The sequence below is a fragment of the Herbaspirillum sp. B65 genome (assembly GCF_000333555.1).
Taxonomy (GTDB): Bacteria; Pseudomonadota; Gammaproteobacteria; order Burkholderiales; family Burkholderiaceae_D; genus Herbaspirillum; species Herbaspirillum rubrisubalbicans.
In genome coordinates, this window is sequence record NZ_BADI01000525.1 from 1 (window position 1) to 18,241 (window position 18,241).

At 64.7% G+C, this 18,241-nt stretch carries 18 protein-coding genes and 1 pseudogene; 3 read left to right on the forward strand and 16 right to left on the reverse strand.

The features are described from left to right. The coding region (locus tag I5W_RS12660; protein WP_044529495.1) for an MFS transporter at positions 1-758 on the reverse strand (758 nt) is incomplete at its 3' end. Between the two features lie 79 nt (positions 759-837). On the opposite strand from I5W_RS12660, the gene I5W_RS12665 reads away from it, so the two are divergent. Next, the gene (locus tag I5W_RS12665) at positions 838-1,851 is read left to right on the forward strand and encodes an AraC family transcriptional regulator (RefSeq protein WP_044529496.1); all 1,014 of its coding nucleotides are present in this window, start codon (positions 838-840) and stop codon (positions 1,849-1,851) included. A 26-nt stretch (positions 1,852-1,877) separates the two neighbouring features. On the opposite strand, the gene I5W_RS12670 is transcribed toward I5W_RS12665, so the two are convergent. Beyond that, positions 1,878-2,675, reverse strand: a complete 798-nt coding sequence (locus I5W_RS12670; protein ID WP_044529497.1) for a hypothetical protein — start codon at positions 2,673-2,675, stop codon at positions 1,878-1,880. 14 nt (positions 2,676-2,689) lie between these two features. Beyond that, positions 2,690-3,772: an alpha/beta fold hydrolase gene (locus I5W_RS12675; RefSeq protein ID WP_017454853.1), complete on the reverse strand. Its 1,083-nt coding sequence runs from the start codon at positions 3,770-3,772 to the stop codon at positions 2,690-2,692. Between the two features lie 235 nt (positions 3,773-4,007). Between I5W_RS12675 and I5W_RS12680 the strand changes: the two genes are divergently transcribed. Continuing rightward, the gene (locus I5W_RS12680; protein WP_017454852.1) at positions 4,008-4,223 is read left to right on the forward strand and encodes a glycine zipper 2TM domain-containing protein; all 216 of its coding nucleotides are present in this window, start codon (positions 4,008-4,010) and stop codon (positions 4,221-4,223) included. A 65-nt stretch (positions 4,224-4,288) separates the two neighbouring features. Here I5W_RS12680 and I5W_RS12685 read toward each other — a convergent pair whose 3' ends face one another. From I5W_RS12685 to I5W_RS12715, 7 genes are all read right to left on the reverse strand, one after another. After that, complete coding sequence (locus tag I5W_RS12685) at positions 4,289-5,014, reverse strand: SDR family oxidoreductase (RefSeq protein WP_044529498.1); 726 nt, start codon at positions 5,012-5,014, stop codon at positions 4,289-4,291. 13 nt (positions 5,015-5,027) lie between these two features. Then, positions 5,028-6,674: an FGGY-family carbohydrate kinase gene (locus I5W_RS12690; RefSeq protein WP_044529499.1), complete on the reverse strand. Its 1,647-nt coding sequence runs from the start codon at positions 6,672-6,674 to the stop codon at positions 5,028-5,030. Between the two features lie 38 nt (positions 6,675-6,712). Further along, positions 6,713-7,444: an SDR family oxidoreductase gene (locus tag I5W_RS12695; RefSeq protein WP_017451234.1), complete on the reverse strand. Its 732-nt coding sequence runs from the start codon at positions 7,442-7,444 to the stop codon at positions 6,713-6,715. Positions 7,445-7,528: 84 nt separating this feature from the next. Then, the gene (locus I5W_RS12700; protein WP_044529500.1) at positions 7,529-8,515 is read right to left on the reverse strand and encodes an ABC transporter permease; all 987 of its coding nucleotides are present in this window, start codon (positions 8,513-8,515) and stop codon (positions 7,529-7,531) included. Then, positions 8,505-10,025, reverse strand: a complete 1,521-nt coding sequence (locus I5W_RS12705) for a sugar ABC transporter ATP-binding protein (RefSeq protein WP_044529508.1) — start codon at positions 10,023-10,025, stop codon at positions 8,505-8,507. Before I5W_RS12705 ends, I5W_RS12700 begins: the two co-directional genes overlap by 11 nt. 58 nt (positions 10,026-10,083) lie before the next feature. Beyond that, positions 10,084-11,007 carry an ABC transporter substrate-binding protein gene (locus I5W_RS12710; protein ID WP_017451237.1) on the reverse strand — a complete coding sequence of 308 codons (924 nt, stop codon included), beginning with the start codon at positions 11,005-11,007 and terminating at the stop codon, positions 10,084-10,086. Positions 11,008-11,162: 155 nt separating this feature from the next. Further along, positions 11,163-12,047, reverse strand: a complete 885-nt coding sequence (locus I5W_RS12715) for an AraC family transcriptional regulator (protein ID WP_044529501.1) — start codon at positions 12,045-12,047, stop codon at positions 11,163-11,165. Positions 12,048-12,372: 325 nt separating this feature from the next. Between I5W_RS12715 and I5W_RS12720 the strand changes: the two genes are divergently transcribed. Beyond that, entirely contained in the window at positions 12,373-13,089 is a 717-nt protein-coding gene (locus I5W_RS12720; RefSeq protein ID WP_044529502.1) for an MgtC/SapB family protein, read from the forward strand. 18 nt (positions 13,090-13,107) lie between these two features. On the opposite strand, the gene I5W_RS12725 is transcribed toward I5W_RS12720, so the two are convergent. The 6 genes and pseudogenes from I5W_RS12725 to I5W_RS12750 form a co-directional block, all read right to left on the reverse strand. Then, complete coding sequence (locus I5W_RS12725; protein WP_044529503.1) at positions 13,108-13,527, reverse strand: nuclear transport factor 2 family protein; 420 nt, start codon at positions 13,525-13,527, stop codon at positions 13,108-13,110. Positions 13,528-13,529: 2 nt separating this feature from the next. Then, positions 13,530-14,381 carry an SDR family NAD(P)-dependent oxidoreductase gene (locus tag I5W_RS12730; RefSeq protein ID WP_044529504.1) on the reverse strand — a complete coding sequence of 284 codons (852 nt, stop codon included), beginning with the start codon at positions 14,379-14,381 and terminating at the stop codon, positions 13,530-13,532. Next, complete coding sequence (locus tag I5W_RS12735; RefSeq protein WP_044529505.1) at positions 14,378-14,929, reverse strand: DUF3833 domain-containing protein; 552 nt, start codon at positions 14,927-14,929, stop codon at positions 14,378-14,380. Before I5W_RS12735 ends, I5W_RS12730 begins: the two co-directional genes overlap by 4 nt. Before the next feature lie 3 nt (positions 14,930-14,932). Then, entirely contained in the window at positions 14,933-16,144 is a 1,212-nt protein-coding gene (locus I5W_RS12740) for an SAM-dependent methyltransferase (protein ID WP_044529506.1), read from the reverse strand. Next, on the reverse strand, positions 16,141-17,004 hold the full coding sequence (locus tag I5W_RS12745) for a DUF1365 domain-containing protein (protein WP_044529507.1): 864 nt from the start codon (positions 17,002-17,004) through the stop codon (positions 16,141-16,143). The genes I5W_RS12740 and I5W_RS12745 overlap by 4 nt, the downstream gene beginning before the upstream one ends. After that, positions 17,001-18,071 (reverse strand): annotated as a pseudogene (locus I5W_RS12750) (NAD(P)/FAD-dependent oxidoreductase); the annotation flags it as partial. The gene I5W_RS12745 and the pseudogene I5W_RS12750, both read right to left, overlap by 4 nt. Positions 18,072-18,241: the final 170 nt, after the last annotated feature.

Sequence of the window (18,241 nt, forward strand, 5' to 3'; positions counted from 1 at the left end):
GTACCCGGCGAATGGCCCGACACCACCAGCAGCACCGCCAGCAAGGCCACCCGCACGTCGGTGCGCCCCAGCAGCTCGGACAGTACCTTGAGGCTGGGATGATCCTTGGGAGGCAGCCTGGGAATGGCCACCCACTGGATCGCGATGGCCGCCAGGCTGACCACGCCGGCGGCCACAAAGGCGCTGCGCCACCCCCATAGATTGCCCATGTAGGCGCCGATCGGGGCGGCGCAGACCGTGGCTACGGAAACACCGGTCAGCACCAGTGACATGGCACGTGCAAACAAGCGCTGCGGCACCAGCCGCATGGCCAGCGCCGCAGCCATCGACCAGAACCCGCCCAGCGCCCCCCCCAGCAGTACCCGCGCCACCAGCAACAGCGGCAGGTTGGAGGCCGCCACGGCCAGCACATTGGACACCAGCAGTAACAGCGAAAGCATCAAGACCACGCGCTTGCGGTCGATATGGCGAGTCAGCAGTGGAATGCTGGGCGCGGCCACGGCGCCGACCACGGCAGTGGCCGTCACGGCCTGGCCGGCGGCGCCATCGGAGACCTGCAGGTCGGTGGCAATGGCCGTCAACAGGCTGGCGGGCAGGAATTCGGCGGTCACCAGACTGAATACGCCCAGTGCCAGACTGGCAATGCCGCTCCAGTTGGCGGGCGGCTCCTGGCTTGCCTGGTGGTCAAGCGAGGCAGGCGGGCGGAGGGGGGCCGCGGTGTCGGTCAGCGGGGCCTCAAGGGTGCCGGGGTCGGACATGGGAACACCTTTCTATGACATGGGTAGCGCAGTCTATGGTTAAATACTCGGACTTTCCATGCCGATATTTCCCAATTAGATGACTATTTGTCCAAGTCTGGCCGAGAGAGCGGCGGTCGCCACCCAGCACACCCCGGAGCCGGTCGATTCCCTGACCGAAATCCTGCTGGGCCTGCGGCTCGATGGCGTCGAATACGCCCGCTACGTGCTGCGTGAGCCGTGGGCGGTGGCCTTCCCGGCGCGACGGGAAGCCACCTTTCATTTCGTCGCCCAGGGCAGTTGCTGGATGCAGGTCGGCCAGGACGACTGGCTGCAGCTCAATGTCGGCGATGCGGTGCTGTTGCCGCGTGGCTCGCCCCACGCGCTGGCCAGTGCGCGTGAACTGCCGACGGTGGACATCGGCAAGCTGGCACGCAAGGCGGTGGCCGAGAATCTCTACCTGGTCGACGACGGTGCGCCCGGCCTGGCTGATGCGCAGGGCAATGGGAGTGCCGAGCTGGCGCCGTCTCACGTGTTGTTCTCCGGCACGCTGCGCTTCAACCTCGATCCCCTGCATCCCCTGTTGATGATGATGCCCGAGGCCATGCGCGCCTGCGACCTGGCGCAGCGCGACCCGGCAGTGCTGGCCCTGCTGGATGCAATGGAACGGGAAGTAACGCTCAATCGCATCGGTGCCTGCGGTATCCTGGCGCGCTTGGCCGACGTGCTGGCCGCCAGCATTATTCGCGGCTGGGTGGAATGTGCCTGCAGCGACGCCAGCGGCTGGATCGCGGCAGTACGCTGCCCACAGGTCGGACGCGTGCTGGCAGCGGTGCACCAGCACCCGGAACGGGACTGGTCGGTGGCTGAACTGGCCGCGTTGATGGCTGCCTCACGCTCCAGCTTCATCGAAAAATTTTCCAGCGCCGTGGGCGAGACCCCCGCCAAATACGTGGCGCGCGTCAAGATGTTCCAGGCACGCCACTGGATCGCCCGTGACGGTCTGCGGGTAGCGGTGGTGGCCAATCGCCTGGGCTATGACTCGGAAGCGTCCTTCAGTCGCGCCTTCAAGCGCATCATCGGTCATCCGCCCAGTGCCGCCAGGTTGGGCTGAAGTACTGTCGGCGGGCCGACTGTCCGTCAAAAACCCAGTTGCAAGCGCATCGTGAAGGTACGCGAACTGAGGGTGGCATTGCTGCCGAACAGGTAGGCCGCCTGGTACTTCACGAATTGCTGGCCGATGTGGAGGGTGCCGAAGATGGCCGGGCCGGCGCGGTGCGACTGGTTCTGCCGGTTGGCCCAATGATCCCAGCGCCCCAGTTCGCCGAATCCCTGCAGGCCGACGTTGAACCAGGGCCGCCAGTGCTGGCGCACCTGCCATTGATACACCAGTTGCGTGGGACCACCCTGCGAGCTCAGGCCGCTTTGCAGGCTGGAGAGCGCCGGCTGCCCGCCGCCCTGGTCGATGCGGTAATCGCGCTGGAAGAACAGGTTGGCATTGAACTGGGTGCGCCACCATTCGGTCTGCAATGCCGGGCCCCATTCCAGCGAATAGCCCTGGCGCGCCTGGTTGCGGTATTGGCCGATGTCGGTGTGGATGGCCAGGTCGAAGGGATATTCCCCCTGGGTCAGCAGCACATCGTTCTGCCAGTTCAGGCTCATCATCTGCGTACCCCGGATGGCGTCCTGCTGGGTCACGCCATAGAGCTCGGTATACCAGCGCGAATTGACCCCATAACCCACGCCCAGCTCGGGCGCACCGATCGGTATCATGCCGCTGGACTTGGCGTTCCAGTACTTGTAATCCAGCGTCACGCGGCCGGGATCGGAATACACCTCAACCAGGTAATAACCGGTCGCCGCGCCGGCCGGCATGGCTACCGCGGCCAAGAGGCCAGCCACCAGCAGCCGGCTGCCCCGCCCTACTCGCCCAAGCATCCCGCTCTCCTATCTCAAGGTTGCGGCAGCGATTGCAGGAACTGCGCCAGCTCACGTGCATAGAAGCGCGCCATACCGGTGGTACCGTGGCCGCGTGTCTCGGCGCTGGCCGGGATGAGTAGCAGGCGCGCCGTGGGCACTTGCTGGAGGGCCGCTTGCATGATGCCGGTCTCGGGCGGGTTGCGTTCATCGTCGGCGGAGTTGATGGCCAGCACCGGCACCTTGATGCGGGCCAGGCCTGGGGCGGCATCGTAGTCGGCCGAGGAACCCCACTGGTAGATGAAGTCATTGGCATCGGCCGTGACCGGCGCGGCCAGGCGATCATCGACCAGCTTGTCGGCTTGCGCATGGGTGCCGGCCAGGGCCTGGTAGGCCAGCGTGCCGCCATTGGTGGCAAAGACGAACATGTTGTTGGCCAGGCGCAGTGAAGGCGGCTGGCTGGTGTAGTTGCCATGGTTCCAGGCCGGATCCTGCTTGATCGACTCCACCAGCATCCGGCGCATCATCCAGTTGCGGCTGGCCATCTCGGTGGGCTGGGCGGCCATCGGCACCAGGCCGTCGGCAAAGCCCGGATAGCTGCCGCCCCACAGCCAGGTCTGCATCCCGCCCATGGAATTGCCGATGATCAGGCGCAGGTGACGGATGCCCATGCCTTCGGTCAACATGCGGTATTGCGCCAGCACCATGTCAGCGTAGTTGTATTGCGGGAAGGCCGCACGCAGGCCATCGGAGGGCTTGCTCGACTTGCCCACGCCGATACCGTCGGGAATGATGATGAAGTACTTGCTGGCGTCCAGCGGCTGGCCGGGGCCAAAGAGCTGGCCGCCAAAGTCCTTGGACAGCATCGCCCCGGCACTCTGGTAGGTGCCGTGCAGCACCAGTACCGCGGGGTTGCTGCGCTCACCCAGGGTGAGGTAATGCAGACGCAGATGGTCCAGGGTCTGCCCGGTGTGGAACTGGAAACTCGGCGCCACCCAACTGCCTTCGACCGGCTGGGGCGGCTCGACTGCCTGGGCAGCGACACTGGCGCACCAGAAAAGGCTGGCGGAAGTCAGCAACAGGCGGGCGGCCTGGCGCAGGCGAGATGTCAGGATCATGAGGTCTCTCTGGTCGGTTCATAGTCGGAAAACGGCGCCTCCACCCTTTTCCCACGGGCTGGAACAACGCAGGCGAGAGTATGTAACAACTGTAAGAGATCGTGTTGCAACTCGAATTTTTTCTAGATCGCTCCAGTCTATTGCCATACCAGCTCCCGCTGACCCGCAACGCGGGCAGCATGGACGGGCCGGCCCCTCATTCTCAGGAACCCATTTGAACGATCAGGAAAAAATCATGAAAACACTGCATAAGATCGCTGCCATTTCTGTAACTGCCCTTGCGCTGACCGCCATGAGCGGCTGCAGCAACATGAGTACCCGCGACAAGAACACTGCCATCGGCGCCACCATCGGTGCCGTGGGTGGCGCCATCCTGACCGGTGGCAGCGGCATTGGTACCGCTGGCGGTGCAGCGGTGGGCGGCGTGATCGGGCACCAGATCGGTCGCTAACGCATCAAACTTCCCGTTGGGCCTGTGCAAGGGCGACCAGTTGGTCGCCCTTATTGCATCTTGACCTAGACCGCCAGGAAACCGCCATCCACCGGCACCACCGCGCCGGTCAGCATGGCGGCATCCTCCGAGAGCAGCATGGCAATACTGCTCGCCACGTCCTCGGCCGAGGCAAAGCGTTGCAGCGGATGGCGCACCATCATCGGTGCCGACTTGGCCGGATCGCTCCAGGCCGCCTCGGCCAGTTCGGTCAGGGTGATGGTCGGCGCCACCGCGTTGACGCGGATGCCATGCGGCCCCAGTTCCCGCGCCATTACCCGCGTAGCCCCTTCCAGGCCGGCCTTGGAGGCGGCATAACAGAGATGCTCGGCAAAGCCGCGATGGCCGGCAATGGAGGTGATGTTGACGATGGCGCCCCCGCCCCCGGCGGCCATGCGGGCCTGGGCGAACGCCTGGCAAGTGATGAGGGCGGCGCGCAGGTTCACGCCCAGCACCGCTTCATAGGCATCGTCACTCATGGCGAGGGTGGATTGCAGCACATTGATGCCGGCGCTATTGATGAGGTAGTCGGCGCTTCCCGCTTCGGCCATGGCGCGCCGTGCGGCAGCCGGGTCGGCCAGGTCGACCTGTACCGAACGACCACCGATCTCCTCGCGCAGACTGTCCAGGTCGCTGGCCGTGCGCGAGAGCGCGATCACCTCGGCTCCGCGTTGCGCCATCAGCCTGGCGCAGGCCCGGCCAATGCCCTTGCCGGCGCCGGTGATGATGACCGATGTTCCTGCAAATTGCATACGCTGCTCCTGTTCAATGTCGTCCTGCGGCCTGGGCGGCCAGCAGGGGTGCCAGGCTGTCGCGCACCTCGCGCGCCAGTTGCTGGCTCTTGATGAAGGCCTGGTAACGCGCCTGGTGCAGCCGTGCGATGTCGCCACCGACCGGCTCGTTGCGTCCGGCCAGGCGGGACATGGCCGGCATGGCGCTTGGCAGGTCGGGATAGCTGCCGGCGGCGACTGCGGCCAGCATGGCCGAACCCAGCAACACCGGTTCGGGGCAGGCGGTCATCTCCACCGGCAGGCCGGTGGCGTCGGCCAGCAACTGGCGCGTCAAGGGATGGGTACCGGCGCCCCCCGAGACCGAGATACTGGCGATGTGCACGCCACACGCCGCCTGTGCCTCGATGATCTGGCGCAGTCCGTAACCCAGGCTGCACAGCCCGGCCACGTACAGCGCCACCAGGCTATCGATATCGTGTTCCATGCCCAGCCCCAGCAGCAGCGCCCGCGCCTCTGGATCGGCCAGCGGCGAGCGATTGCCGAGGAATTCCGGCACCACGTTGAGCTGGCCGGCCAGCCATACCGCCTGCGCCGGCTGGCTCACTGCCGCCAATGCCCGCTGCGCCAGCCACTGCGGCAACTCCATGGCTGCGCTGGTGGCCTGCAGGCGCGCCTGAGGAGTGGCCGGATGCAGCCTCAGCAAATGATCGATGGCCGCCCCGGCCGCCGACTGGCCGCCTTCGTTCAACCACATGCCCGGCGCCATGGCGTTGTAGTACGGCCCCCATACGCCGGGTACGAACACCGCTTGGGCATTGCTGGTCATGGTGCAGGAAGAAGTCCCGAACACATAGGCCATGCAGGCCGCGGCATCCTCGGCCCCCCCGCGCGCGGCCACCGTGCCCACGCCACCGGCATGGGCATCGATGAGCCCGGCCGCCACCGCGATGCCCGGTCGCAATTGCAGCGCCTGCGCCGCCTCCGCGCTCAAACCACCGTCCAGGGCAGTGCCGGGCCAGACCACTTCCTGGCCGATGCGGGCAAAGCCTTGTTCGGCCAGGTCACCCAGGCCGATGCGCTGGAAATAATCGGCATCCCAGCGCCCTTCGTGGGCCAGGTAGGTCCACTTGCAGGTCACCGTGCAGGAAGAGCGCTGCAGCGAACCGGTGGCCTTCCAGGTCAGGAAGTCGGTCAGGTCGAAGAAATGCGCGGCGCTGTGGTAGACCTCGGGCAGATGCTCCTTCAGCCACAGCAGCTTGGGGGTTTCCATCTCCGGCGAAATCACGCCGCCCACATAGGAGAGCACTGCATGAGCGGTGGCATTGATGCGCTGCGCCTGCTCCAGCGCCCGGTGATCCATCCAGACGATCACGTCGCGCTCGGGATGGCCCGCATCGCCCACACCACCTTGCGCGCCCTGCACCACCAGCGAACAGGTGGCATCGAAGCCGATGCCGACGACGGCTGCCGGGTCGATACCGGCCTGGTCCACCGCGGCGCGCACCGCCTGACACACCGCATCCCAGATCTGGGCGCTGGATTGTTCGACGCGCGCGCGGCGTTCGTCGCGAAACAGGGCAATGTCGTGGCGGGCACTGGCCTGCAGATTGCCGCTACGGTCGAACACGCCGGCCCGGGCCGAGCCGGTGCCGACATCGATGCCGATAAGATAGGTCTCCATCTTTCCTCGCTGGTTGCTGGTAGGACGCCCGCGCCGGTTCAAACCCGGTCGAAATTGGTGGGCAGCACGAGCATATCGCGGATGGTGACGTTGCGGTTACGAGTCAGCATGTACTCGACTGCATCGGCCACTTCGGAAGGCTCGATGAGGCTGCCCGATTCCTTGGCCTTGCGCAGGTTCTCTTCCGGCCAATCTGCCAGCAATGCCGAGATCACCGGCCCCGGCGAGACCTGTCCCACGCGTACCCCATGCGGGATCATCTGGCGCCGCATGGTCTGCACGAAGCAGGTGATGGCCCACTTGGAACCGGCATAGACCGGCTCCCAGTAAGTGGGGAAGTGACCGGCCACCGAGCAGGTGACGATGATGTCGCCGGTCTTGCGAGCGATCATGTGGGGCGCTACCGCATGGACGTTCTTCATGACGGCGTTGACGTTGAGATTCAACATCTTGTCGATGGCTTCGGCGCTGGTATCGACCAGTTCGCCGCCGATGTAGGTGCCGGCATTGCAGTAGAGGATGTCGATATGCGCGACCTTCTGCAAGACCTCCGGCACCATCGCCGCGCAACTGTCGGCGTCGAGCAGATTGGTGACCTGCGGAATGGCCTTGGGGCCGAGGCGCGCAGCCAGTTCCTCCAGGGCCTTGGCGTTCCAGTCCACCATGACCACGGTGGCATCATTGGCCAGCAGTTTTTCGGTAGTGGCCAGGCCGATGCCGGAAGCGGCACCGGTGATGACGGCGATCTTGCCGGCCAGGGATTGGGTCATGTCATGTCTCCTTGTGGTTAAGTAAGGGATAGATAAGGGATAAATCCGCAATCAACGAAGTATGAAAAAAAGGAATGAAACCGCTCAACGCCATTCCCGGGCGATATAGATGGCCAGCAGGATGATCACGCCGCGAATGATGTCCTGCAGATAGGGATTGATCCCCATCAGGTTCAAGCCATTGTTGAGAATGCCCAGCAGCACCGCCCCGATGAGCGTGCCCACCACCAGCCCGCGGCCACCGGCAATGGCGGTGCCACCCAGCACCACGGCGGCAATCGCATCCAGTTCAAAACCGACGCCGGCATTGGGTTGCCCCGACATCAGACGGCCGGTCAGGATGATCGCCGCCAGGCCCGAGGTGAACCCGGAGATGGCATACACCCCCAGCTTGATGCGCGTGGTCTTCACCCCGGACAGGCGCGCGGCCATCTCATTGCCACCGATGGCATAGACGTGGCGACCGAAGGGGGTGCGCTGCAACAGTACCCAGGCCAGGGCATAGACCAGCAGCATCAGGATCACCGGCACCGGAATCATGCCGATGCGCCCCACGCCGAACCAGGCGACCCAGCCCGGCAACCCCGAGATCGGATAACCGCCCGAATAGATCAGCCCGACACCCCGCGCCACGCCCATGGTGGCCAGCGTGACGATGATGGCCGGCATCCGGCCCCAGGCCACCAGCGCGCCATTGAGCAAGCCGATCAGCACCGCCAGGGCGATGCCCGCCACCAGAGCCAGCCAGGCCGGCCAGCCGCTGTTGACGATGAGCCCGGCCGAGAGCGTGCCGGCCAACGCCATGGCCGCGCCTACCGAGAGATCGATGCCCCCGGTCAGGATCACGAAGGTCATGCCCACGGCCAGGATGCCGACGATGGACACTTGACGCAGCACGTTGAACCAGTTGGAGACGGTGAAGAAATTGTCCGAGGCCAGCCCCATCAGGAGCGAGACCAGCACCAGCCCGGCCAGTGGCAGCGCCAGGGGCGAATGGATCAGGGCGCGCCAGCGCGCCTGGGAAGTGGCGCGCACTGGGGCCGCGCCGAGGGCGTTTGCATCATGCTGCATGTTGGAGTCTCCCGGAGGTGGCGTGGGTCATGATTTCTGCGGCGGTGACGGCGGCGCCCTCGACGGTGGCGACAATGCCGCCGCCCTTGAAGACGCACACCCGGTCGGACATGCCGACCACCTCCGGCAACTCGGAAGAAATCATGATGATGGAATAGCCCTGCGCGGTGAATTCGCGCATGAGCTGGTAGATCTCGGCCTTGGCGCCAACGTCGATGCCGCGCGTGGGTTCGTCGAAGATCAGCACCTGCATGTTGTGGTTGATCCAGCGTGCAATCACCACCTTCTGCTGGTTGCCGCCCGAGAGCGTATCGACCCGGGCATGGGCATCCGGCGCCTTGACGCCGACCCGCCGCATGGCCGCCTGCGTGGCCTCGGCTTCGCGCCGGCGGTCCAGGAACAGGCCACCCTTGCGATACTTGCCGTAGTTGTTCAACGAGATGTTGTGCAGAATCGGAAAGCTGGTGATGAGCCCTTGCTCCTTGCGGCTTTCCGGCAGCAGGCCGATACCGGCCTGCAAGGCTTGTGCCGGATCGGCAAAGCGTAGCGGCACGCCGCGTATGGAGAGCTTGCAGCGCAGCGCAGGATGCGCCCCCAGCATGGCCAGCACGGTCTCGGTACGGCCAGAACCGACCAGACCGGCAAAGCCCAGTATCTCGCCGCGCCGCAACTGGAAGCGCGACACCGGCGCATTGCGCTTGAGCTGCAACTCCTGCACCTCCAGCACTACCTCGGCAGCGGCGGCGGCAGTGGTGGCGATGGTAGTGGCCGACTTGGGCGGGAAGCAGTTCTCGATACGTCGCCCCACCATCATCTCCACCAGCCGCGCCTGATCCACCTCGTTGACCGCACAACTGGCGACGTAGGCGCCATCGCGCAGCACCGTGATGCGATCACAGATCTCGAAGATTTCTTCCAGGTGATGCGAAATGAAGATGATCGCCACGCCCTGCTCGCGCAAGCCGCGCATGACCCTGAAGAGATGTTCGACTTCGGCCGGCGTGAGCGTGGCCGTGGGTTCGTCCAGCACCAGGATGCGGGCCTCCAGCGCCAGTGCCTTGGCGATCTCGACGAACTGTTGCTGGGCGACCGAGAGCTTGCACACCGGCACATCCAGCGCTATCTCCACGCCCAGTTGCGCAATGATCCGGGCCGCCCGACGCCGCATCTCGGCACGCTTGAGCAAGCCCAGTGGACTGCGCAGCTCGCGCGCCAGGAACATATTGTCCACCGCGTCCAGGTAGGGAATCAGCGAGAACTCCTGGAACACCACCCCGACACCGGCGGCGATGGCCTGGTGGTAGCTGTCGAAGCGGCAGGGCTGACCATCGATGCGGATCTCGCCCGCATCGGGGCTCACGATGCCGGAAAGAATCTTCATAAGGGTGGATTTGCCCGCCCCGTTCTCACCCAGCAAAGCATGGACTTCGCCTGCGCAAACCTTCATATCAACCCCGCGCAGTACCGTCACCGGGCCAAAGTTCTTCTTGATACCAGTCAGTTGGAGCATGGCTGCCTCCATCAAGGAAAAGGAAGGCGCGGCAGACGGTTTCCGCCGCGCCTGCGGCTTACCAGCTGAAGCCGGCGGCGTTCTTCTTGGTCACCGGCATGACGTCGATGGGCACTTCCTTGGGCACCACGCGCGCGCCCCACTTCTTGGCCAGCGCCATGGCCAGGCCCACGCGCACCTGGTCGCGCGGGAATTGCGCGGTGGTCTCGACGAACGGGCCGCCATCGGCAATGGCCTTGATGGCCTCCGGTGCGCCATCCACCGAGGTCAGCTTGATGTCCTTGCCGCTGCCCTGGATGGCCGCCAGTGCGCCCATGGCGCCGCCGTCATTGACCGAGAAGATACCCTTCAGGTTAGGCCGCGACTGGATCATGTTTTCCACCACGCCCAGCGCCACCGAGCGATCCTGGCGGCCGTTCTGGGTGGCCACCAGCTTGATGTCCTTGTACTCGGCCAGGGCCTGCTTGCAACCTTCCACGCGTTGCAGGATGGGTACCACCGGGATGCCGTCGAGAATGGCCACCTCGCCCTTGCCGCCGATGGCATCGGCCAGCGCGCGGCAGGACTGGTAGCCGGCATCCTTGTTCTTGGAACCGACGAACATATCCACCGGACCCGAGGCATTGGCGTCCACCGCCACCACGATCACGTTGCGCGCCTTGGCCGACTTGACGGCCGCTTCCACCCCGGCCGAGTCGGTCGGATTGATGAGCAGGATGTCGATGTTCTGTTGCAGCATGTCTTCGATGTCGGCGATCTGCTTGGCCACGTTGTGGGCGGCATCGGTGACGATGACCTTGGCGCCGAAGGTCTTGGCGGCATCGTCCAGGGCTTTCTTCATCGACACGAAGTAGGGGTTGTTCATTTCCTGGAAGCTCATGCCGATCTTGAGCTTGGACAGTTCCTGGGCGCCTGCCGGGGCGGCAGTGAGGGTGGCCAGGGTGGCCGTGGTGAGGGCCAGTACAGTCAGTGCTTTCTTCATTGCAGTCTCCATTGTTGTTGATCGTGTAGGTGATGACGGAATTGCTCGTTGGGGGTGACAGGCAACACCTGTCCTGTTCTGGAAAGCGGGGGCTTTCCTGAATGCTGTTTTCCCTGCCGGGAGGATCGATGATCGGTGAAGGGAAACCGCCGCGACTATCCGGTGGCGGCAAACACGCCATTGGTGGCGAAGGTATGGCGGAACTCCGAGGGCGACATGCCCTTGATCTTGTGGAAGTGACGGTTGAAGTTGGACAGGTTGGAAAACCCGGTCTCGTAGCAGATATCGGTGATGCGCGCCTGCGGCCGCGTCAACAGCGCCAGGCAGGCCAGGTCCACACGCAACTGGTTCTTGTAGCGCACCAGGGTGGTCCCGGTATGCCGCTTGAAGGCGCGCGAAAAGCTGCTCAGGTTCTGCCCCACCATGTCGGCCAGGTCCTGTTCGCCGATGTCTTCGGTGAGATGCTCGCGCAAGTAGGCGATGGCACAGTTCAGGCCGCTGCTGTGGAAACCGGACAGGTCGAGCTTGTAGGAGAGGCTGGCCAGCACTTCCGGTTCGGGCGAATTGGCCAGCACGTCGAGGATTTCCCAGAACAGGGCCAGGCGCTTCAAGCCGCGCTGGTCGATCAGGCGCTGCATCAACGGACGCACCGTGTCGCTGGTGGCCGCATCGAACAGCAGGCCGCGATGGCTGCGTTCCAGCAACGGCATGATGGCTTCCATCTCCGGGATGTTGGCGGCGCACTGGTTCACCAGTTGCTCGGGAAACTGGATCACCAGCGAGCGCACCGGCACCATCTCATCGGCGGCAATATCGGAAATCCAGTTCTGCGGCAGATTGGGACCGGTCATCACCAGTTGCCCGGGCGCGAAGTCGCCGATGTGGTCGCCCACGTAGAAACGCCCGGACGTGGCCACCACCAGGTGGATCTCGTATTCCGGATGGTAATGCCAGCGCACGGTACGGAAGGGGTAGCCGTGCATCCATGCCGCGAAGGATTCACCCTTGCGGATATGGACCAGTTCCAGGTCGGGCTGCATCGTGTCTCCTCTCGATCGAGAGCATTTTCTTTGTTGAAACTGACAATTCGATGTTGGCAGTTTCCGTCGTTTGCAGCATCTTAGTGCCCGTCTGGCTGCGGGTTCTACATCACCAGCGCGGGCCGACTGATACTTTTTTGCACTCTCACGCGCAGAGAATGAAGTACGATGCACAGCAGCAAAGCCAGCTGATCAGGCGCTCGGGGCAGCCGGGCTTGTCACAAGCCTGTTGCATTTCTGCCCCATCATCGCGCAACATTGCGCAGCCCGCCGCCCCGGTTTTACCTGTTTTTGCCCTGTTGACCTCGATAGTCCACCATCGCCCATGCAAATCCTCGCCAACATCAATCTCGATTCCCTGCTCGACACCTTCATCAGCCTGGCGGCCGCCTTCATCCTGGGTGGCCTGATCGGCCTGGAACGCCAGTACCGGCAACGCACCGCCGGGCTGCGCACCAATGTGCTGGTGGCGCTGGGGGCGGCGGTCTTCGTCGATATGGCCAATCGCCTCAACGGCCATGAAGGGGCGGTCCACGTGGTGGCCTACGTGGTCTCGGGGGTGGGTTTCCTGGGGGCCGGCGTGATCATGCGCGAGGAAGGCAATGTGCGCGGCATCAATACCGCCGCCACCTTGTGGGGCTCGGCCGCAGTGGGTGCGGCCGCTGGCGCCGACCTGATCCTGGAAGCGATCCTGGCCACCATCTTCGTGCTGGCCGCCAATACGCTGTTGCGCCCGGTGGTCAACACCATCAACCGCAAGCCGCTGGACACGCCATCGGTGGAAGTGACCAACACCATCCACCTGATCGTGGAAAGTGCGCACCAGAAACACGTGCTCACCGCCGTGACCGACATGCTGGAACAAAGCCGCCATCCCACCCACGACCTGGATGTGCGGCCCTTTACGGACGACGAAGTGGAAATCGAAGCGACCCTGGCCGCCACCTCGGTCGATGGTGACGAGCTCGATGCGCTGGTGGAACGGCTGCTGGCCTTGCCGGCGGTGAAGCAGGCGTTCTGGAGTCCGAGTACCACGGACTGATGGGCTGCTGGCGGCGCGCTAGGATGTAGCCCGGAATTTCCCGCGCAACCACTTCACCGGCCCGCCGATGACCGGCAGCTTCTGCCACAGCTCTTCGGCGGCATCCCAGTAATCGCGATGCTCGCTCACCAGGCCCGCGGTATCGAAGCGAAAATGCGTGGCCCCCAGCACGGTATAGCAACGTCCCCTCAAGCCGAACTCGAAACGCCAGGTGGCAAAGGCCTGCTGGCCCTGCCCCATGCGCTCCAGGATGATGAAACGCGGCGCATCGGTAGCCTCGAACATGTGTTCGAAGATGGCGCGGATGGCGCGGATGCCCTTGATGTCGTTGAAGGGATCCTTGAACAATGCCTCGGGCGAATAAAATTCGCCAATGCGTTCCAGGCTGGCGCGGTCCAGCGTGCCATACCACTGCAACAGTCGGTCCAGATTCTGCATGGTCAATTGAGCAGGAAGCGCTGAAACAGCAGGAAGCGCAGGCGGAACGGCAGCAAGCGCAAGAGCTTGAGCCAGGCCGTGAAGCGCAGCGGGAAATGGATTTCGAAGCGGCCCTCGGCAATGCCGCGCCAGATGGCGCTGGCAGCCTGTTGCGGGGTCTGCATGGCGGGCATGGCGAAGTCGTTCTTGTCGGTCAGCTCGGTCTTGACGAAGCCGGGATTGACCAGATACACATTCAAACCCTTGGGCCGCAGATCGCTATAAAGAATTTCCGCCAGGTTGATCAACGCCGCCTTGCCCGGTCCATACACAGAGGCACCCGGCAAGCCGACATAGCCGGCTACGCTCGCCACCAGGGCGATCCCGCCGCTGCCGCGCGCCAGCATGTCGGGCAAGGCCGCGCCCAGCGCCGAATAGACACTGGCGAGGTTGGTGCGGATGGTGTGCTCGGCTTCGTCTTCCTGAACTTCCCAACTGCGTTCGGGACGATACTTGGCCACGCAGAACACCAGCAGATCGATGCCACCGAAGGCTGCCACGATACGGGCGTGCTGGTCGCGCCAGGCGTCGTGGCAGAGCACGTCCAGCGGGGCGATGAAGGCATCCTGATGCTCGGCGGCGATCTCTTGCAGGGCATCGGCCCGGCGTGCCGACAGCGCCACGCGCGCACCGGCGGCCAGCGCCTGACGGGCCAGCTCGGCGCCGATGCCGCTGGAGGCGCCCACCAGCCAGATGCGCAGGCCGCGCAGGTCACTCACAGGTTGGTTCATCGGACCGAACAGCACGGCCGCTCGCGAGGCCGGGGCGCCTGACTGGGCGGCTTGCTTGGGCAATGACTTGGCATGGATGTTCATACACCCTCCTTGCGGAAGAACAGCGTGACCTGCCCCACTTCCACCCCGAACTTGCTCATGCTGGTGCGATTGATGAGAGTGTGCTCATCCATCTGGTACATCCAGTCATCCATCTGGACTTCGTATTGCTTGTCATCGACCGGCAGCAGCAGGGTGTAATTCCAGTGCAGCGCATTGCCGGCGGTCTGGCCGATGGCTTCGCCGATGACGTCGCCGGCACGGCCGCGCCAGCTATTGTCGCTCTGGCGTACCAGGGTCCAGACGCGGGTCTGGGTCTGGCCATCGTCATAGCGGAAGCGTTCGTCCAGCGTCAGGGTATTGCCTTCCACCGTGCCGGTGACCACCACGTGGAAGCGCCGCGCCACTTCGCCGCCGCGCTTCTGGAACATGCCCCAGGCCTCGGTCTTGCCCTGGAAGAAGATGGCCGGGTCGAACAGCGGCGTCTTGCTGGCGTAGTCGGACAATTGCTGCGAGGCGCAGCCGCCCAGTGCCACCGCCAGCAGGGCCAGGGCCAGCCAGCGCCACAGGTGCTTCAGAGGGGTCAGCATGACTCACTCCTTCTGCAAGAGGAATTGCACCACATCGGTCTGGCCTTCGTCGAAGCCGACCTCGCAAAACACGTAATACAGTTGCCACAGGCGACGGAAGCGTTCATCGAAACCCTGGGCGGCGATGGTCTCGCGCTGGGCCTGGAAGGTCTCGTTCCAGCGGCGCAGGGTTTCGGCATAGTCGCGGCCGAAATGGAAACGCTCGCGGGTGGCCAGCCCGGCACGCTGGGCGCCGCGCGAGAAGCGTTCGTGGCTGGGCAACATGCCACCGGGGAAGATGAATTCGCGGATGAAATCGGCGCTGTCGCGGTAGCGTTCGAACACCGCTTCATCGATGGTGATCGATTGGATCAGCGCACGACCACCGGGCTTGAGGCGGGCCGCGACGGTATCGAAATAGGTTGGCCAGAAGCGCTCCCCCACGGCTTCGAACATCTCGATGGAGACAATGGCATCGTACTGCCCATCCAGGTCGCGGTAGTCACACAATTCCAGGTGAGCCAGGTGATCCAGTTGCTGACGCTTCATGCGTTGCTGACCGAAGGCCAGTTGCGATGGCGAGATGGTCACGCCATGCACGCCGATGCCCAGGTGCGCCGCATGTTCGGCAAAGCCGCCCCAGCCGCAGCCGATCTCCAGCACGCGGTCGCCCGCCTGCAAACCCAGTTGATCGACGATGCGCTGGTACTTGGCGGCCTGCGCCGCGGCCAAGCTCTGGCCGGGATGGCTGAAGATGGCGCTGGAATAGGTCATGCTCGGGTCCAGCCACAGGGCGTAGAAATCATTGCCCAGGTCATAGTGCGCATGGATATTGCGGCGGCTGCCGCTGCGCGTATTGGAGCGCAGCAGGTGGCGCAGGCGATACCACCAGGAGGCCAGGCGCCCGCCCTCGACCGCGTTGGAGAGCGCACGGCGGTTGCGCATGGCCAGGCGCAGCAGGGCCGCCAGGTCGGGGGTCTCGACCCAGCCATGACCGTAGGCTTCGCCAAAGCCGATGTCACCGGCGCGCAGGATGGCGCCGCAGGCGCGCCAGTCGAGGATGCGCAACTGCGCACTGGGCGGCTGGCGCAGGTCACCAAAGGTCAGCGTGGTGCCATGCGGCGTGATCAGTTCCAGGTGGCCGTGGTCGAGGCGTTCTAGCATCGCCAGGAACAGGCGCGCCGAAATCGGACCGGCGCGACGGCCAGTGCTCTGCAATGCGGGGCTGCGGTTCACGAGAGGGTTTCCTTTCCAGAAGTGGTCCCTGCGGCGGCTGCACGCGCGGGCTTGCTGAACCAGGGCACGCGCTTGCGCCACAGCAGCAAGGCTTGCCAATGAATGTGGGCGACCATGCCCAGCGTGAGCAAAGGCTGGGCGCACAGCGCGGCAAAGGCGGAGGCGGCTGTGAGCGGGTGCAGGTGGCCGCCGATGGCGGTACGTATCAGAGGTTGCTGGGGTTGCTGAGGCTGCGTCGCCTCGGCCGGGTGGCCGTGGTCGTAGTAGTCGATGCCGACGAAGGCGGTGTCGGCGCGCCTGGCATCACGCCGCACCTGGTCGCGGAACCGGAAACGATAGAAACCGCGCTCCTCGCAGAAGGGCGAGACGTGCATCAGCTTGTTGCAGACCAGCCGCGTGTGTTCGCCGATCACGCCTTGATCGGGCGCGCACAGCAGGTAGTGCTGGGTCTGGCCGAAGGTATTGTTGACCTCGGCCAGTACGGCGCGCAACGCCCCTTCGCGGTCGTGGCACAGGAAGAAGCTGACCGGATTGAAGACGAAGCCGAACAGGCGCGGGAAGGTCTGCAACCAGATCGCGCCATCCTGCGGCAGGCCGGCCTGCTGTAGCTGCGTGCGCACCCAGCGCGCCAGATCACTGCCGTCACGCGGGCCGTAGTCGCGGGTGCGCACGCACATCAGGCGACGCCGATCCACGCCGAACCAGGCATTGTTGGCCTCGGCCAGGCGCGCCAGGTCGAGCCGCACACAAAATACCGGGTAGACAAATTTGTGCACTACCGGGCGCAGGCGCTGGTGCATCACCTGCCCGGAGAGCAGCAGGGCCGGGGCCTCGGTACGGGAGGTGGAAGACATGTTCATATCGTTGCCCAATCCGGCATCACCCCGAAGTCCTGGACCACACGCAGTGCCGACTTCAGGCCATCTTCATGGAAGCCATAGCCGGTCCAGGCGCCGGCGAACCAGGCGCGCTGCCGGCCCTGGATCTGCGGCAGGCGCTGCTGGGCGTCGATGGCGGCCTGGTCGAAGACCGGATGTTCATAATCGAAACGCCCCATCACGCTGCCCGGACTGGGGGGCTGCGGCGGGTTGAGCGTGAGGATGACCTCGCTCTGGCAGGGCAAGTCCTGCAGGCGGTTGAGCCAATAGCTCACGCACACGGCGCGGCGGCCATCGCTGTGGCGCGAGCCCAGGTAGTTCCAGGCCGACCATACCTTGTCCAGGCGCGGCATCAGGGACAGATCGCTGTGCAGCCAGGCGGTATTGGCCTGGTAGCGCACCGCCGCCAGCACCTGGTGTTCTTCGATGGTGGCATCCTGCAACAGCGCCAGGGTCTGCGGCGCGTGGGTGGCGAAGATCACCGCATCGAACTGTTCCTCGCGCGGCGCGGGGCCGCCGCTGCGCACCAGCACGCCTTGCTCGTTACGGGTGACGCTGCTCAAGCGGCTGCCCAGGCGCACGTCGTCGAGGGTGGCGGCGATGCGCCGCACGTACTCACGCGAACCACCGCGCACAGTGCGCCAGCGCGGGCGGTGGTTGACCTGCAGCAGGCCATGGTTGATGCAGAAGCGCAGGAAGGTCGCCGCTGGGAAATCCAGGATGTCCGAGGGAGAACTGGACCAGATGGCCGCCGCCATGGGAATCAGGTAGGCATCGCTGAACAGGGCACCATAGCCGCCCTCCTGCAACAACTGGCGCAGGCTCACCGGGCGTGCCTGGCAGGCGGCCAGGTTGGCATGGGCGGCGCGATTGAAGCGCAGGATATCGCGCAACATGCCCAGGAAGGCAGGCTGCAGCAGCCGCTTGCGTTGGGCGAAGACGGTATCCAGATTGGTGCCGGCCCATTCGAAGGCGCCCTCGTCCATGGAGACACCGAAGGACATGTCGGTGTCGTAGGTATCCACCTTCAGTTCCGCGAACAAGGCGATCGATGCCACCCTGCGCCCCCGCCGTGGCGGCCACGATGGGGGCGTTCAACTGATGCCAGTGACGCAGTACGGTGGCCCATTCCTCGGCGATCTCGGAGAGTGCCGCCAGGCGCATCCGGGCATCTTCGCCGCGCTTGTGGTCATGGGGGCGGTGGCCAGCAAGCTGTAGG

Excerpts from the sequence above, each read along its gene's own strand:
- I5W_RS12690 (WP_044529499.1), bottom strand. The coding sequence starts at position 6,674 with ATGGAGACCTATCTTATCGGCATCGATGTCGGCACCGGCTCGGCCCGG.
- I5W_RS12670 (WP_044529497.1), bottom strand. The coding sequence starts at position 2,675 with ATGCTTGGGCGAGTAGGGCGGGGCAGCCGGCTGCTGGTGGCTGGCCTC.
- I5W_RS12695 (WP_017451234.1), bottom strand. The coding sequence starts at position 7,444 with ATGACCCAATCCCTGGCCGGCAAGATCGCCGTCATCACCGGTGCCGCT.
- I5W_RS12705 (WP_044529508.1), bottom strand. The coding sequence starts at position 10,025 with ATGCTCCAACTGACTGGTATCAAGAAGAACTTTGGCCCGGTGACGGTA.
- I5W_RS12720 (WP_044529502.1), top strand. The coding sequence starts at position 12,373 with ATGCAAATCCTCGCCAACATCAATCTCGATTCCCTGCTCGACACCTTC.
- I5W_RS12725 (WP_044529503.1), bottom strand. The coding sequence starts at position 13,527 with ATGCAGAATCTGGACCGACTGTTGCAGTGGTATGGCACGCTGGACCGC.
- I5W_RS12710 (WP_017451237.1), bottom strand. The coding sequence starts at position 11,007 with ATGAAGAAAGCACTGACTGTACTGGCCCTCACCACGGCCACCCTGGCC.
- I5W_RS12665 (WP_044529496.1), top strand. The coding sequence starts at position 838 with ATGACTATTTGTCCAAGTCTGGCCGAGAGAGCGGCGGTCGCCACCCAG.
- I5W_RS12685 (WP_044529498.1), bottom strand. The coding sequence starts at position 5,014 with ATGCAATTTGCAGGAACATCGGTCATCATCACCGGCGCCGGCAAGGGC.
- I5W_RS12745 (WP_044529507.1), bottom strand. The coding sequence starts at position 17,004 with ATGAACATGTCTTCCACCTCCCGTACCGAGGCCCCGGCCCTGCTGCTC.
- I5W_RS12700 (WP_044529500.1), bottom strand. The coding sequence starts at position 8,515 with ATGCAGCATGATGCAAACGCCCTCGGCGCGGCCCCAGTGCGCGCCACT.
- I5W_RS12680 (WP_017454852.1), top strand. The coding sequence starts at position 4,008 with ATGAAAACACTGCATAAGATCGCTGCCATTTCTGTAACTGCCCTTGCG.
- I5W_RS12735 (WP_044529505.1), bottom strand. The coding sequence starts at position 14,929 with ATGCTGACCCCTCTGAAGCACCTGTGGCGCTGGCTGGCCCTGGCCCTG.
- I5W_RS12730 (WP_044529504.1), bottom strand. The coding sequence starts at position 14,381 with ATGAACATCCATGCCAAGTCATTGCCCAAGCAAGCCGCCCAGTCAGGC.
- I5W_RS12675 (WP_017454853.1), bottom strand. The coding sequence starts at position 3,772 with ATGATCCTGACATCTCGCCTGCGCCAGGCCGCCCGCCTGTTGCTGACT.
- I5W_RS12715 (WP_044529501.1), bottom strand. The coding sequence starts at position 12,047 with ATGCAGCCCGACCTGGAACTGGTCCATATCCGCAAGGGTGAATCCTTC.